At 39.6% G+C, this 15,505-nt stretch carries 10 protein-coding genes and 5 pseudogenes; 4 read left to right on the top strand and 11 right to left on the bottom strand.

The window, feature by feature from the left end; all coding sequences use genetic code 11:
• The 3 genes and pseudogenes from ACN6OV_RS00220 to ACN6OV_RS00210 all read right to left on the bottom strand — a co-directional run.
• A pseudogene (locus ACN6OV_RS00220) lies at positions 1 to 144 on the bottom strand (IS5/IS1182 family transposase); the annotation flags it as partial.
• A 133-nt stretch (positions 145 to 277) separates the two neighbouring features.
• A complete protein-coding gene (locus ACN6OV_RS00215; protein WP_427948635.1) occupies positions 278 to 1,528 on the bottom strand; it encodes a hypothetical protein in 1,251 nt (416 codons plus the stop codon).
• Between the two features lie 119 nt (positions 1,529 to 1,647).
• A pseudogene (locus ACN6OV_RS00210) lies at positions 1,648 to 1,788 on the bottom strand (transcription elongation factor GreB); the annotation flags it as partial.
• 367 nt (positions 1,789 to 2,155) lie between these two features.
• Here ACN6OV_RS00210 and ACN6OV_RS00205 point away from each other — a divergent pair.
• Complete coding sequence (locus ACN6OV_RS00205) at positions 2,156 to 3,268, top strand: transglycosylase SLT domain-containing protein (protein WP_427948634.1); 1,113 nt, start codon at positions 2,156 to 2,158, stop codon at positions 3,266 to 3,268.
• Between the two features lie 97 nt (positions 3,269 to 3,365).
• On the opposite strand, the gene ACN6OV_RS00200 is transcribed toward ACN6OV_RS00205, so the two are convergent.
• Positions 3,366 to 3,749 (bottom strand): SCP2 sterol-binding domain-containing protein, encoded by a 384-nt coding sequence (locus tag ACN6OV_RS00200; RefSeq protein WP_427948632.1) that lies wholly within the window; start codon positions 3,747 to 3,749, stop codon positions 3,366 to 3,368.
• A 225-nt stretch (positions 3,750 to 3,974) separates the two neighbouring features.
• The gene (gene ttcA / locus ACN6OV_RS00195) at positions 3,975 to 4,904 is read right to left on the bottom strand and encodes a tRNA 2-thiocytidine(32) synthetase TtcA (RefSeq protein ID WP_427948630.1); all 930 of its coding nucleotides are present in this window, start codon (positions 4,902 to 4,904) and stop codon (positions 3,975 to 3,977) included.
• Positions 4,905 to 5,400: 496 nt separating this feature from the next.
• Here ttcA and ACN6OV_RS00190 point away from each other — a divergent pair, with 496 nt between their 5' ends.
• Together ACN6OV_RS00190 and htpX are read left to right on the top strand one after the other, a co-directional pair.
• A complete protein-coding gene (locus ACN6OV_RS00190; protein WP_427948628.1) occupies positions 5,401 to 6,258 on the top strand; it encodes a lytic transglycosylase domain-containing protein in 858 nt (285 codons plus the stop codon).
• 136 nt (positions 6,259 to 6,394) lie between these two features.
• Complete coding sequence (gene htpX / locus ACN6OV_RS00185; RefSeq protein WP_427948626.1) at positions 6,395 to 7,300, top strand: protease HtpX; 906 nt, start codon at positions 6,395 to 6,397, stop codon at positions 7,298 to 7,300.
• 92 nt (positions 7,301 to 7,392) lie between these two features.
• Here htpX and ACN6OV_RS00180 read toward each other — a convergent pair whose 3' ends face one another.
• From ACN6OV_RS00180 to ACN6OV_RS00160, 5 genes and pseudogenes are all read right to left on the bottom strand, one after another.
• Entirely contained in the window at positions 7,393 to 7,983 is a 591-nt protein-coding gene (locus tag ACN6OV_RS00180) for a DUF4112 domain-containing protein (RefSeq protein ID WP_427948624.1), read from the bottom strand.
• 81 nt (positions 7,984 to 8,064) lie between these two features.
• The gene (gene mgtE / locus ACN6OV_RS00175; protein WP_427948622.1) at positions 8,065 to 9,408 is read right to left on the bottom strand and encodes a magnesium transporter; all 1,344 of its coding nucleotides are present in this window, start codon (positions 9,406 to 9,408) and stop codon (positions 8,065 to 8,067) included.
• Between the two features lie 172 nt (positions 9,409 to 9,580).
• Positions 9,581 to 12,679: a multidrug efflux RND transporter permease subunit gene (locus tag ACN6OV_RS00170; protein ID WP_427948621.1), complete on the bottom strand. Its 3,099-nt coding sequence runs from the start codon at positions 12,677 to 12,679 to the stop codon at positions 9,581 to 9,583.
• 408 nt (positions 12,680 to 13,087) lie between these two features.
• A pseudogene (locus ACN6OV_RS00165) lies at positions 13,088 to 13,297 on the bottom strand (hypothetical protein); the annotation flags it as partial.
• Positions 13,298 to 14,269, bottom strand: a pseudogene (locus ACN6OV_RS00160) (MBL fold metallo-hydrolase); the annotation flags it as partial.
• Positions 14,270 to 14,536: 267 nt separating this feature from the next.
• On the opposite strand from ACN6OV_RS00160, the gene ACN6OV_RS00155 reads away from it, so the two are divergent.
• Complete coding sequence (locus ACN6OV_RS00155; protein ID WP_427948619.1) at positions 14,537 to 14,911, top strand: diacylglycerol kinase; 375 nt, start codon at positions 14,537 to 14,539, stop codon at positions 14,909 to 14,911.
• 141 nt (positions 14,912 to 15,052) lie between these two features.
• Here ACN6OV_RS00155 and ACN6OV_RS00150 read toward each other — a convergent pair.
• Positions 15,053 to 15,505 (bottom strand): annotated as a pseudogene (locus ACN6OV_RS00150) (isocitrate lyase); the annotation flags it as partial.

The raw sequence follows: 15,505 nt of genomic DNA, 5'->3' as shown, positions 1-15,505 counted from the left end.
ATTTCGCCCTTGTTTGCCTTTTGATGGCGCATACCATTGCGTAGCAGGATCAAACCAAATGGCAATATTTCCGCGATTAATGAGTGCTCGGTTATATGCGAGCCAATTGGTTGTGTGGTAGATTTTGTGTGCAGGCTTCTTCATTTGAAAATTATATCGCTGAAAAACCCTTTACAGATAGGTTTGTGCAACAAAGCCAATCTAAAATGAAACTTGGACTGATCTTATCAAAATGACCTTAATGAAAGAGTAAAACAGCCTTTATTTTTTAAATATTTTATACTTCATCTTGTATTCCAGCAGATTCAACCCACAAAGCTAAAATTTCGCTAGGTGTAAATTTATCCCATTTCTGATTATTTTTAATAATATTATTAGCTACAAAAAACTCTATTTCTGAATATTCCCAGTCAATAGGAAGTTGCTTAGTATAAAGAGTACGATTCGCATCCATCTCAATCCTATTTAAAAAATTCTCTATATTTCTAATATATAAATTAGAATTAATATAATTAAATTTTCCGTCAAAAAAATGTTCATACCTATCTAAATTAGAGGTAGTTTTAATAGCTTGGTAGTTTAAAATATTATAAATAATTTCTAGATTATATTTTTTTGCCATCCCCATTAAAATAAAATCAAAAGCATTATTTTTTTTAATTTTAATATGATTTCTAAAACAAATCTGATCCATAAGAACACCAACTTCCCAAAACCGCTTATTGATTATATATTTTTCTACTTCCTTAATATCTTCAATTGTCATCATTTCTTTTTGAAAAGTTTTTAAAATTTCAATCATCCAATCTTCCAAACAATTAAATTCAGATGGAATTAGAATAATGCACTGACAATCAAAATTTAGTTTTAAAGTTTTTTCTACTTCATTAATCAAAATATGATCAAAAAGATTTGAATATTTCATATAAATTGAACGTAGTTTTGCTTGCTTACCAGAAAGTTCTATGGAACCTTCACGAACTTGTATATATCCTTTCTTAATAACATTATCAACCACCTCCCCCCCACCATTAGTTCTAACAACTGTATTATAATTCCAGCTTTTAACAATACCTTTATTCTTAATATAATTTTCAATTAAGACATACAAATATATATTTTCTAAATAACTTAATTTTTTAAATTGGTAGGATTCATCTTTAATTTTAATATCTGCATTTAAATCAGAAATCAATTTTTTTGTCATTTTTAAAGCATTAGATTTTTCACATTCTGCACAGGAAATTTCTTTTTTTAAAAAGTTTAATTGAAGATATTTAAAAGATGGTCGATCATTTGCTTTGTATTCTTCATAGCAAAGATTACAAACTTTTATTTTTTTTACTTCAAGAAAACCAGCCTTTCTAACCTTCTTCAATAATTCATTAGGGCTAATTACCTCATATTTCTTAAGTAAGTCATTAATTGTATAAGAATATTTATAATTATCATCAAACCGCCAATAATCTAAAAGCAATTCAGTATTTGATGAACAATTTTCGATAACTTCTAAATTCAATTTTTTCATTTGGTTCTCGTATATCTTTTTTTAAATAGTATATATGAATAGTATGTATACTATTTTTAAGTCATTGATTTATAAATATTAAATTTAATAAAGTATAAGAAATGGGGTTATTTGAGTGAATCCGCATTTTCTGAACGATCACCGAGGCTCGCAGCCCAGTTCACTTTTTTGGTAATTTCAGGTCGTTCTTCATGCCATAAATGCTGCAATTCAGCGACCAATAAATCATGTCCACTACGGGTAATTAAGTTCGATTTCATGATGATTTTTAGGCTTTACCCACTACGTTTTGCTTACAATAAAAGCCTATTTTATCCCCTATTTCTACACAGACAAAGTATATAAAATTTATTCCTAAACAAAATCAAATATTTATGTTACATATTTTAATATTTTTTCGTACAAAATTTGACAAGGCTTTTTTTGCTCTTTATTATGCGCACATCTTTTAGTTTTTGTACATTTTTTATCCAACGTAGATTTTTCTACATATTTCCCGTCCAACCTTAGTCATTTTTGAATGACGTCATGACTGCCCAACCCTTATTGAATTTATCAAACTTGAGAAAGTCTGAGGCGTGTTTGCCTTTGCTTTTTAGGGCATAAATTACTTGTAGCGGAGACAACATGCACAGTAGTTCAACTTCTGGGTCGAGGCTTTGCCTTAACTCTTTAAACTCTCTCCCATTTAAAGCGCTTGCACTTTGTACTGCTTTGGTTCCTTTCCACAGTATCAATGCTAGCAAAACAACGCATCAATATGATGCTGTTGTCAACAACAGTAAAATCACTGTTGTTTCAGTTGCCGATCCAGACATTGTATTTAAGGATGGCAAACATCTACATGGCTTCGGTTATGACCTTGCGCGTAACTATGCAGACAGTTTAAATGTGAAATTAGATTTTCAAACAGTGAAAGACAATGCCACTGCGTTGAAAATGGTCGCCAAAGGTCAAGCCAACATGGCGATGACGACTTCGAGTATTAATAGTATCGAAACAAAACACCTGACAGCTTTTTCTGCAAGCTGCGGTGATACCATCTCTTTGCAAAAAAATGGTTTAGATAGCAATTTAAACTGGGTGTTTAAAAATGCCAACGATCCATTGAGTCAAACCGCGAGTGGATTTGTATGTCGTGCAAAACAAAGCGGTGCCATTGGTCAGCTTGCCTCATTTTATAATCGTAATGTGGTGAAAGAAGACTCATGGAATACAATTCAGCGTGACTTGCGTCAGCGTATGCCGATTTATAAAGCGAGCTTTAAACGTACAGCGCAGCAATATGATTTAGACTGGCATTTGCTTGCAGCTATTGGTTATCAAGAATCGTACCTTAAGCCGAACTCTGTTTCTCCCACAGGTGTTCGCGGTTTGATGATGTTGACCAATAGCACTGCTAAAGCAATGGGTGTAAGTAACCGTACTGATCCGGCACAAAGCATTCAGGGTGGTGCAAAGTATTATGACCAAATGTTAAGTCGTTATAGTCATATCCCTTACCCAGACCGTAATTGGTATGCACTCGTAGCCTACAACATGGGACCAGGTGCTGTTTCTCAACTACAGAAACGTATTCAAAGCCAAGGCAAGAACCCGAACAAATGGGTTAACCTATATGCCTATTTAGATCGTAACAAAGCTAGCAATGGTCGTTACCGTCAGGCGGTTCAATATGTCACGCGTATTCGTGCCTATTTGGAACATATTAAAACCACGCCACAATTGGTGAATATCTAATTCAGTATTCAACAATCTAGATGTGAGGTGTGAGGATTAATTTTAATCCTTGCATAAAAAAAGCTTACCCAGGGGTAAGCTTTTTTTTCAGAATGACTTAAGCGGTTTGCTCAAGCACTTTCTTAAATAAATCTTTTTGCTCAGTACTTGGCTTTGCAGTTTGTAATGCCATCAATTGAGACATATCACCTTGCACTTTGATTTTGCCAGTCATGAATGCTTGCATAGCAGCAGCCATATCAAACTCAAGGAAAACTTTACGTAGCGTTTCAGCATCCATGTTTAACGTGGTTTTAGCGTTTGCCGATAAACCTTTTTTAATTGCACCACCATCTAACGACAATTCAGTATTGCCTGCAGCATCTGTAACTATAAGGTTAATCGCAAGGTTTGCCAATGCAGGCGGTAAATTTAGGTCACCAGCTTGCGCTGTCAAAGTCTCTACAGTTGAAAACCAATCATCAGTTAAAAAAGCAGGCATGATCTTTCCTCAATTTATTTTGTTCATTTGTGTTGCCGTTCCAGACAACATCAGTGCAAGCTTATCTTGCTTGACGCTTGTTATAGCATGTTCAATTGTGAAAAGGCTAAAGTTTTTTGTACGCAGCGTTCAATATTTATCTTTGTAATAGCATGATAAAAAAAATGTATATACAAAAAAGGCATTCCGAAAAATGCCTTTATAGAATGAACATGCCGATCTCAATTAATCTGCGGCAAATCCTAAGTTCACCATATTAATGCGTTTGCTTTCAGCTTCACCAGATTCTGTTGAACAGCTTTCGCTCGTTTTAAAATCAAATTCGCGTTGTTCATCCAACACTTCGAAATCAAACAATTCACGGTCAGCCAATTGTGAAGGCGATACGTTTTGTAATGCGCCAAAAATACTGTGCAAACGTTTCGGAAACTCTTTATCCCAACCTCGAAGCATGTCATTTAACATGGCACGCTGTAAATTTTCCTGCGAACCACATAAATTACATGGAATGATTGGGAACTTACGCATTTCTGCATATTTAATAATGTCTTTTTCTTCCACATAAGCCAATGGACGAATCAAGATATTCTTTTTATCCGAAGACAACAGTTTTGGTGGCATCGCTTTTAAGCTGCCGCCATGGAACAAGTTCAAGAAGAACGTCGCCAAAATGTCATCACGGTGGTGACCCAACGCCACTTTAGTTGCGCCAATTTCTTGTGCAAAGCCATATAAAGAACCACGGCGTAAACGTGAACACACTGCGCAGTAAGTTTTACCTTCCGGCGTTAAACGTTTGGTAATGCTATAGGTATCTTTTTCCAAGATGTAATATGGAATCTGGTTTTCTTCTAAATAACGCGGTAAAACGTCTTCAGGGAAACCCGGTTGCTTTTGGTCAAGGTTGACAGCCACCACATCGAAATTGATCGGTGCAATCCGTTTAAACTGCAACAGAATATCCAGCAAGGTATAACTGTCTTTACCACCTGAAATACACACCATCACTTTGTCGCCCTCTTCGATCATTTTAAAATCACGAATGGCATGACCGACCTGACGGCGTAGTTTTTTCAAGAGACGATAATACGCAGAGCTAGTAGGTAGTTCTGGTTTGAAATTAAATCCTTGTTCGGACTCAACAGGCGAGAACATAGACGAGTTAAACCTAAAAAAAAATACCGCGCAATTTTAGCTGATTCGCAGCCATCCCGCATCAAAAGAATGTAATTTCCCCAAAATGTAAAATTACGGTCACCATCACGTCATCATCTTGGCATTATCTTATACGGTCGAGTTTATTTTTTGAGCGAAACGCTTATCTTTTGGACTTTTCCACAGTTGTCCACAAAAGCTGTGGATAACTTTGTGGATTCTAAAAGGCTTGACACCGTCTGCTGCCCTTATTTTAAGGCTTCTATTTAAATTGGTCATTTTTTGATCAATTTTTTATTTAATAAAAATCAACTATTTAAGTGTGTCAAGTTATGCTGGTTAAAAAAAAATAAATATTTTTTTGATTATTGAAGCAGCAAAAAGACTTGATTTTTACAAAGTAAAGAAGAAATCAGGGCTTGAAGCCTTTTCATCTGATTTTTTTTTGCTAAACTCTGATTAACTGTTTGGGGACAGAATTTTTTCTTACTATAAAATGAAAAAAAATATTTGGACTGTGGGGCTTTATATACTTGGAAGTGCGGTGATAGTTATCACTGCACCGAACAGTTTTGCTGGCCAAACCATCTACCAGCTTCGTGATAGCAACGGCACAACCTTATTAACCAATAAGCAAGGTCGTTATAGCAATTTAAAAGTAGAGAAAAAAACCTACTATCCAGACAGTAATATTCATAGCTATAGCAACTGGGGTTCAAATGAGGCTTCGGTCTTACCAAGCTATAGCCGTAATAAAAATGCCTTTGACGCGATTATTAAACAAGCCGCAGCGCGACATGGAGTTTCCGAAGGGCTAATTAAAGCCGTGATGCATACCGAATCGGGTTTTAACACCAATGCCCGTTCACCTGTAGGTGCACAAGGTTTAATGCAATTAATGCCAGCCACGGCACGACGCTTTAATGTATCGAATGCTTATGACCCACATGAAAATATTATGGCTGGTGCGCGTTATTTATCTTGGCTACTGAAACGCTTTAATGGCAATACGTCGCTAGCTCTCGCAGGTTATAATGCTGGTGAAGGTAATGTGGCGAAATATGGTGGTATTCCTCCATTTCGTGAAACCCAAGACTATGTGCGTCGTGTGACCAGTCGTTATAGCAACTTATATTCAGGTAATTTAAGCGTTTCATCTTCAAATAATGTAACTGCGCCAGCAAGTGGTAAAATTATTGCAAGCTCCGAAAACTACCCTACCTCAGCTCCTGCGTCGTCTAAATCGCAACGCCAAATTATTCAAACCGCCAATGGTAGCTATACCGATGCGCCAAGTGGATCGTTTGCGACTGCCAATGCGTCCGCATCTGCTCGCATTTATTTAAATGAATAAATTAACCGTTTTTGTAAATCTACGTTTGATTTATTCTTTTTTTCCTTGAAATTTGAAGACTTTCACCTCATATTTGCTGCAATGATTTTTTAATTTGTAAATCAGATTATTTTTTTATAATAAGAGGATTTCCCCAATGATGCGGATTGGTTTGTTCTTGCTAACCAACCTCGCGGTACTGGTTGTAGCTGGCATAATCTTGTCACTCTTCGGTGTCGGTAGTTACCACGGTGCAGGCGGCTTAAATCTAGGCAACTTGCTGGTTATCTGTTTTGTCTTCGGTATGGTGGGTTCTTTAATCTCGCTGTTCATGTCGAAATGGATGGCGAAAAAAACCACGGGTACAGAGCTAATTGACCCTAATGCACCACGTAACCAAGCAGAAGCATGGTTACTTAACGAAGTTGCGCAACTGGCACAACGTTCTGGTATTAACATGCCAGAAGTGGGCATTTTCCCATCGTACCAGTCAAACGCGTTTGCAACGGGCTGGAACAAAAATGATGCTTTAGTCGCTGTATCTACAGGTCTACTTGAGCGCATGAATAAAGATGAACTGCGTGCTGTACTGGCGCACGAAATCGGTCACGTTGCCAATGGTGACATGGTTACACTTGCACTGGTTCAAGGTGTCGTCAACGCTTTCGTAATGTTCTTTGCACGTGTTGCAGGTGACTTTATTGACCGGAATGTCTTCGGTCGTGAAGATGGTGAAGCACCTGGTATCGCATATTTCGTGATTACTATCGTACTGGATATTGTGTTTGGTATTGCGGCTTCTGCCATCGTGATGTGGTTCTCACGTTACCGTGAATACCGTGCTGACGAAGCAGGTGCGCGCCTTGCAGGCAAACAAGCAATGATTTCAGCACTTTTACGTTTACAAGCAGAATCTGAAATGCCAGATCAAATGCCTAAAGAAATGAAAGCATTTGCTATTTCTGCGGGTCAAGAGCAAGGCTTTAGCTTAGCGGCTTTATTCCAGACTCACCCAACGATTGAACAACGTGTTGCTGCACTACAACAGTTAGATTGCCCTTAATAGGCATCGAACCTGTAGCGTCAAAAAAGCCTCCTAAAATGGAGGCTTTTTTATTTTCCTGTTTAATCAATCACATTTTGTCAGGATAGTTTTTAAAGAAAGCCTTGAGCTTGCATCCACTCCCAGATAAATACCCCGCCCATCCAAAGTGCAAAAATAAAGATGGCTAAGAAAACCAGGCCTAAAATATCGGGTAAATGAATCCAGATCCAGGCCACAACAGGATTACGCCAAAACTTAGATTGTTGTTGCTTTCGTTCTAATTTCTCATGCAAAAAAGGATGAACCACATGCTGGTCAGAATGGATTTGATATTCATCTCGTATATGGGTGTGCACCACATCCAGCGCTTTTCTGCTTGGTCGGATAAAAATATCAAAAACTGTCCCTGCCACAGGAATAAACCCAACCACCGCATCAATTACAGCCAATTTCATTACCCCATTAAGTTTTGACTGAGGTACGCCTATTTGCTTGGCTTTGTAGATGGCATAGCAGGTCAATACAAAACCTGCGATATCCCCGGCTATAGGAATCGTACTGAGAGCGGCATCTGCCCCAACGCCTTGTCGGGTAAATGGAATTCGAACCACTGAATCCATCATATTGGCAAATTTTGCCAGATCTCGCTCAAGACGAATGACTTCTTGTTGCGACATTTTGGGTTTGATTGGTTCAGGCATTTTTATTCCGAAGAGATATCATCTAAATCACTGAGATTAAAACATATTAAAGTCATTCGATCTGTAGCAAAATGCTAAGTATTAAAAATCTAGGATCTGTGAAGCAATCATCAAGTAGACCACCACACCGGTTGCATCACAAATTGAGGTAACCAAGGGCGCTGAAGCACTGGCTGGATCGAGTTTAAGTTTATTTAAAATGAATGGGAGGCTCATGCCAATTAAACAGCCCAGTAACACAATGCCCAACATACTGAGTGCTAAAACCAAAGCCACCAAGGCATCACCACGAAAATAACCTAAGATCGATACGGCAAGCGCCATGGTGCCCCCGAGACACAGTGCAACTAGACTTTCACGCCCCATTAATTTAAACCAGTCTTTGGCTGTGACATCACCTATCGCCAATGCCCGTACCATTAAGGTTGCTGACTGTGACCCCGCATTTCCGCCACTCCCCACCAACAAAGGTAGGAAAAAGACCAAAACAATATGGGTGGCGATGACGTCTTCATAATAAGCAATCCCCAGTCCCGACAACAAACTGCCAAAAACTAAAATCACCAGCCAAAACACCCGTTTTTGGTATAAACGTAAAATGGGAGCCGTTTTCAAGCTCATCCCCGGTTCAACTTGAACCGCACTGGCTTTTAAAAAGTCCTCGGTGGTTTCTGCTTGCACCACATCCATCGCATCATCATAAGTGACAATCCCGACTAATGTCCCGTGTTCATCAATAATCGGGAGTGCCATAAAGTCATATTCGCTGAGTTTTTTGGCAATACTTTCTTGGTCTTCATGCACATTCCCCACCACCAACTCCTGTGTCATTACTTGATGAATGGTCGCATCAAGAGGGGCTTGCAAAATTTGTCTAAGCGAGATCACCCCGATCAATTGCTGTGCATTATTGGTGATATAAATCAGGTATAAAGTTTCCCGATCATGGGGCTGTAACCGTAGTGCATCGATGGCTTGCTGCATGGTGAGTTCGGGCGCCAAGCTCACATAATCTGAACTCATAATCGCGCCAGCAGACTCTTCTGCATAACCTGCTAAAGTACGTAAATGCTGCTGTGTACTGCTATCTAGTTGTGGGTAGAGTAGTTCTTGTTCTGTTTGTGGAAGACTTTTATATAAATCCGTTGCATCATCCGAATGCATATCTTCCAATACATCAATTTGTAAATTCAGCGGGAAATATTCAATTAATTCTTTTTGCAAATGAAACGGATAAAACTCAAACACCAAGCCTTGATGCTCCATGCGGCTCAGCAATTCAATTTGTTGTGGAAATGAGAACTGCTGAATTAAACGCGCTTGGTCTGCATAATTTAAATGTTGAATGAGTCCCAGTGCTTCATCATAAAGCTGATGCTGTAATTTCAAACTTAATGCAGTATTCAAACTGTTTAAATCAGCCATACAATCACGCTCTTATTATTCGAGGTTTATTTTCAGGCCTCATTCTGTCTGATTGCATTTGAATTTTCAAACAACATTCGCAAGATCAATGCAATCTAGCCCTGCTAAAAATAAAAGTGCTCACATCAAAAGCTTTTATCTCATGATGGTCAAAGCTTGAATGCTCAAATACCTATTCGGTCTTAGGCTTTAATTTAAAGATTGAACGCACCATCACATACATAAATGGAATAAAAATCAGCACCAAGACTGTGCCAAAGATCACCCCACCAAGGACACTAACCCCGATTTCTTGCCGGCTTGCAGCACCTGCCCCCAAAGCCAATACCAAAGGAATTACCCCTGCACCAAAGGCCAAAGAAGTCATTAAAATGGGACGTAAACGTAGTGCGGCACCTTCCATGGCTGCCTCGATCACATGCTTACCTTTTTCTTGTGCCATTGCTGCAAATTCAACGATGAGAATCGCATTCTTACAGGACAAGCCAATGGTGGTCAGTAAGGCAATTTGGAAATAAATATCGTTAGGAAGACCTGTGACATAACTAAAAAGAATATTCCCGCCAATCCCTAAAGGAATTGCACTCATCACCGCTGTAGGAATGCTCCAACTTTCATACAAGGCTGCCAAACAAAGAAAAATAAAACCAATCGAAACTAGATACAGCCAAATGGCCTGATTACTGGATTTTTGTTCTTCAAAAGATAAGCCGCTCCAAGCGACATCCACACCCGGCACTTGTGTCACTAAAGATTTCACATCTTGCATAGCCTGCCCAGTGCTGACATTTTTGGCCGTATCTGCTTCCATCTGCAAAGCGGTATAACCCATAAAACGATTCACTACTTCTGGACCGCCACTCCAATCAATGGTTGCGAAGTTATTAAATGGAATCATCTCATTTTGATCATTGCGCACATGCCAATAGGCCAAGTCTTCAGGTTTAGAGCGAAATTCTGCATCTGCTTGCATCATCACACGCTTGATCCGGCCACGATCAATAAAATCATTAATATAACTGCCACCCCATGCGCTACTTAAGGTGCTATTAATTGCATTTTGATTCAACCCCATGGCCATGGCTTGCTTTTGGTCAATATCTACTTTGAGTTCAGCTTTATCAGGATTCGATCGCTGATCTAAGTTTTCAAAACTGCTAAATTGCGGTGCTTTATCTTTTAAGACTTTAAATTGTTCACCAAGATAGCTACGCCCTTCGCCATTGATATCGCGTAACCAAAATTCCAGACCATCAGTTTGTCCCAAACCACTCACGGATGACGGCATGCTGACGTTGATTTGCGCATTATTGAAGGTTTTAAAATGCTTCATGGCACGTTCACGAATCGCTTGCGCAGAATTTTCTTTGCCTGAACGCTCATCCCAATGTTTCAATGCAATGTAACCTTGCCCCAGATTTTGTCCTGTGCCCGAAAAATTGCGGCCATAGCGAATCATCACCAAATCCACATTGTCTTTTTCTTCGGTCAAAAAATATTGGCGAACTTGCTCACCCACTTCACGGCTTTTTGCCATCGGTGCGCCTTCTTGTAATTTCACCTGTACACTTAAAATTCCCTGATCTTCACTCGGTATAAAACTGGTCGGCAACGCACGATAAAACAAGGCAAAAACCGTGATCAAGCCTGCAAATAACACCAGCGTCCACAAACGATAACGCACAGTGATATGGGCTAATGTGAGATATTTTTGCTTGAGCCCCTCCAATTTTGTATTAAACCAATGGGCCCATTTTGCAGGTTGTGGATTGGGTTTTAAAATTAAGGCACATAACGCTGGGGTTAGAATCAGTGCAACCAACAGTGATAGCCCCATTGCTGCGACCAAAGTAATCGAAAACTGACGGTAAATCACCCCAGTAGATCCACCAAAGAAAGCCATGGGAATAAACACCGCAGTTAATACCAAAGTGATACCGACCAATGCTCCACTAATTTCGTGCATGGACTCAATTGCCGCTTGTTTTGCACTAAGTTGCTGCTCATGCATTAAACGTTCAACGTTTTCAACCACCACAATGGCATCATCAACCAACAGACCAATGGCTAACACGAGCGCAAACAGCGTTAAGGTGTTAATGGTCATACCTAAGGCATACAGAATCGCCAAAATTCCTAAAATCACCACAGGTACGGTAATGGCAGGAATTAAGGTCGCGCGCCAATTTTGCAAGAAAATAAACATGACCAGCACCACAAGTAGCACCGCTTCAAATAGAGTTTTCACCACTTCTTTAATTGATTCTTGCACAAATGGCGTATTGTCACGTGGATAAACAATTTTATAGCCCGCAGGTAATTGCTGCGCCAACAACTCAATTTCTTGCTTAATTAAAGCCGAAGTGGCTAAGGCATTTGCTCCAGAGGCCAATGAGATTCCCATCCCCGAAGAGGGATAGCCGTTGATGGTATTCACACCTTGATAATTTTCAGCTCCTAGTTCAATCCGTGCCACATCTTTTAAATAGACAAAGCTGCCGTCTTTGGCTGATTTGACAATAATCTGTTCAAATTCTTCGACTGATTTTAAGCGCGAGCCTGAGGTCACTTTGGCATTTAGATATTGATCTTTGATGACTGGCAAATCACCTACTGCACCGGCTGCGACTTGGGTATTTTGCGCTTCGACTGCCGCGCGAATATCACTTGGCATGAGGCTATATTGTTTGAGTTTTAAAGGATTCAGCCAAATCCGCATAGCAAATTGCGCCCCAAAGACATCGACTTCCCCCACCCCATCAATCCGAGCAATGTCTTGCTCCAGATGGGTCATCATATAGTCGCCCAATTCAATGTTTGAACTTTGACCGGTTTCGTCATACAGGCCGATCACCATATGGGTATCACCAAGTGATTTAAAGACATTTACCCCTTGGCGCTGCACGTCTTCGGGCAAACGATTGATTACCCCATTAATGGCATTTTGCACTTGGACTTGTGCTGTATCCGGGTCTGTTCCATTTTCAAAACTGATGCTGATTCGGCTACGACCGGATGAATCACTACTTGAACTAAAATACAGCAGATGATCAATACCCTTAATTTGCTGTTCAAGCACTTGCGTGACACTTTCTTCAACTGTTTCTGCCGATGCCCCACTGTAGCTTGCACTTACGGTAATTCGAGGTGGTGCAATATCGGGATAACGTTCTACTGCTAAATTTAAAACCGCAAAAAGACCAACCGCCATGACGATAATGGCCAGTACACCTGCAAAAATAGGTCGATGAATAAAAAACTTAGACAGCATCAGTCCATGTCACTTTAAAGAAGAAAATTGATTAAAAATGATTGAGTGTTGAATATTGTTAGATCTTTTTGATCATCAATCACAATAGCTGTGAATACAAGCTCTTACTACATAAAAACTCAGTTTATTTCTAAAGATGTAGAAAATATGTAGGAGATATAGAGAAATGATTCTGTTCATTATTTTAGTCAATTTATATGACAAAACTAATTCCGTTATTATTTTTTAACACCTAAATATTGTAATAGCCGTACAAAAAAAATTAATCACACTGAAATGTATAGTGTTTTTTTCGGATATCTCAAATTTGGGAAAAACACATTACATCAAAGCAAAAATTTAACGCTATCCCAATGAAAAAAGACGCCAAGGCGTCTTTTTTCATCCATCACTTTGCTCAATCTACAGTTAGAGTGGTTGCGCTAGGTATTCGGCTGTTGTTGGTACTTTGGCAGGTGGAACTTCTGGTGTTGTCAGAGCTATTGGAGCTGTAGCAGCTGTCGGAGCTGTCGGAGCTGTCGGAGCTGTCGGAGCTGTAGCAGCTGTCGGAGCTGTCGGAGCTGTCGGAGCTGTCGGAGCTGTCGGAGCTGTCGGAGCTGTCGGAGCTGTCGGAGCTGAATGTAGTGGATTCCAACGGAACTGACCATCCCTCATTTCACTTATTTTACCAATACCCGGAAAAGCTAAATGAGCAAAAGCCACAAATGTTTGTTCCTGTGCAAAACGTTTAAAAATCGCAATCCGTGTTTCGCTTGCTTTGACTGGATCCACGTCAAACTCAACTGAAAGCTTCGGCTGTTCAAACTGCAAATGCTGTGAATGCACCACATCGCCTAAAATCGCAAAACTTTTGTCTTGTGATTTCAAAAGATATGAATAATGCCCAGGGGTATGTCCAATACTCTCAAGAACCTCAATACCATTAATTACCGAACCATGACTAAATGTTCTGAAACTTCTCATTTTTTGATACGGTGCAACTGCTGCTTTAATTTTACTGACTGTGTCGAGAAAGCCTTCACGCTTATCTGCTGCTAACGTGGCAACCGTTGCCTCATTTAACCAATAGGCATTTTCTTGTTCATTCACATAAACCGTTGCATTCGGGAAAACAGCTTTGCCTTGTGTACTAATACCACAAGCATGGTCAGGATGTAGATGGGTCAATAATACTGTTCGAATACGATTTAATTTATAGCCTGCTGCTTCAATATTTTGTGCAATGGAACCAAGATTACCACCAAAGCAACTTGCAGCACCGCTATCGATCAGGCTAATGCCACCTTGCCCATCATCCACCAAATACGCATTGACGCTGGTTTGAATCCCTTTGTTTTGATCAATCGTAAGCTTGCTAAACAGTGCAGTACGTTCTTCCTGCGTTAAATTTTTGCTAAATAACGATGGACTAAGCTCAAGTGAACCATCACGAAGTGCAATCACTTTATATTGCCCAACTTGAAAAGGATAATAACCCACCGGTTGAGACACACCTGTTTGAACTTCCGTCTGAACAACTGCGGGTTCTGCAAATAATAGCTGGCTAGAGAAAAGACCTGCCGTCAATACAGCAAAACTTAATTTTTTCATGGTCGACCTATATGACTCTTATTCTTAAACTGCAATGAAGTAGAAACTTCAAAAAACTAAAAAAACACCCGCATTGTGCCTGAATTTCATTTGTAATTTAAGCGCTTGTACAAATAAACGCAGAATAAATAAAGGCTTGCTCTCAGATTTCCTACTGACTGGATGATTTCATTCTTTATTTTCAATAACGTCATTCATTGCAAGAAAACTTTAAGCTAGCTCTGCTATATTGCTGTCAATTTAATGCAATATCTCTATACAACCGCTATGAGTGAAATCTCCCCATTTAAAGGCAAGTCAGGACTGAAACGTATTCTGAATGCGACCCAATATTCAATGGCAGGTTTTAAGTCAGCTTTTATTCATGAAGCTGCTTTTCGTCAAATCGTCTTGATGAATGTGGTATTAATTCCCACCAGTTTTTTACTTGATGTTTCTGCAGCTGAGCAAGCCCTGATGGTTGCCGTATGTTTGCTTGCTCTAATTGTCGAATTATTTAATTCTGCGATTGAAGCCGTGGTCGATCGTATTTCACTTGAACGTCACGAACTTTCTAAAAATGCCAAAGACATGGGCAGCGCCGCACAATTTGTCTCATTGGGTATTATTTTCTTTGTGTGGCTGATTATTTTAGTAGGTTAAATTTAAAGATAAAATCCTACCCATATTATTTTTCGAATCTTAATTCTTTAAAGCATCTAGATACAGGTACTTTTTTATTTTCCTCATTTCTACCTATAAAAAAACCCAGCTTACGCTGGGTTTTTCGAATCAGTTCAGTGCTTAGTGAGCAGCGAATTGGTTCATTGTATTTTTAGCATCATCGTGCGCTTTAAGAGCGTTGTCACCAGAGAAGATTTCTTTGTGATCATCACCGATGTCAGAACCCGCCATTGCTTGGTGTTTAACACAAGCGATACCGCCACGGATTTCTTTACGTTGTACGCCAGCAACATAAGCCAACATACCTTCAGAACCGAAGTAACCTTGAGCAAGCTCATGAGTAGAAAGCGCAGCTGTGTGGTAAGTCGGAAGTGTGATCAAGTGATGGAACACGCCCGCTTCACGAGAAGCATCTGCTTGGAATGTACGTACTTTTTCATCAGCATCAGCAGCTAATTCAGTTGCATCGTACTCAGCGCTCATTAATTTAGCACGGTCGTAAGCAGAAACGTCTTTACCTTCAGCAACCCAACGGTCGTAAGCTTGTTGACGGAAGTTTAAAGTCCAGTTGAA

This window comes from Acinetobacter sp., assembly GCF_050285345.1.
Taxonomy (GTDB): domain Bacteria; phylum Pseudomonadota; class Gammaproteobacteria; order Pseudomonadales; family Moraxellaceae; genus Acinetobacter.
The sequence above is the reverse complement of the archived record's forward strand: the minus strand, read 5'-3'. Positions and strand labels throughout refer to the sequence as shown.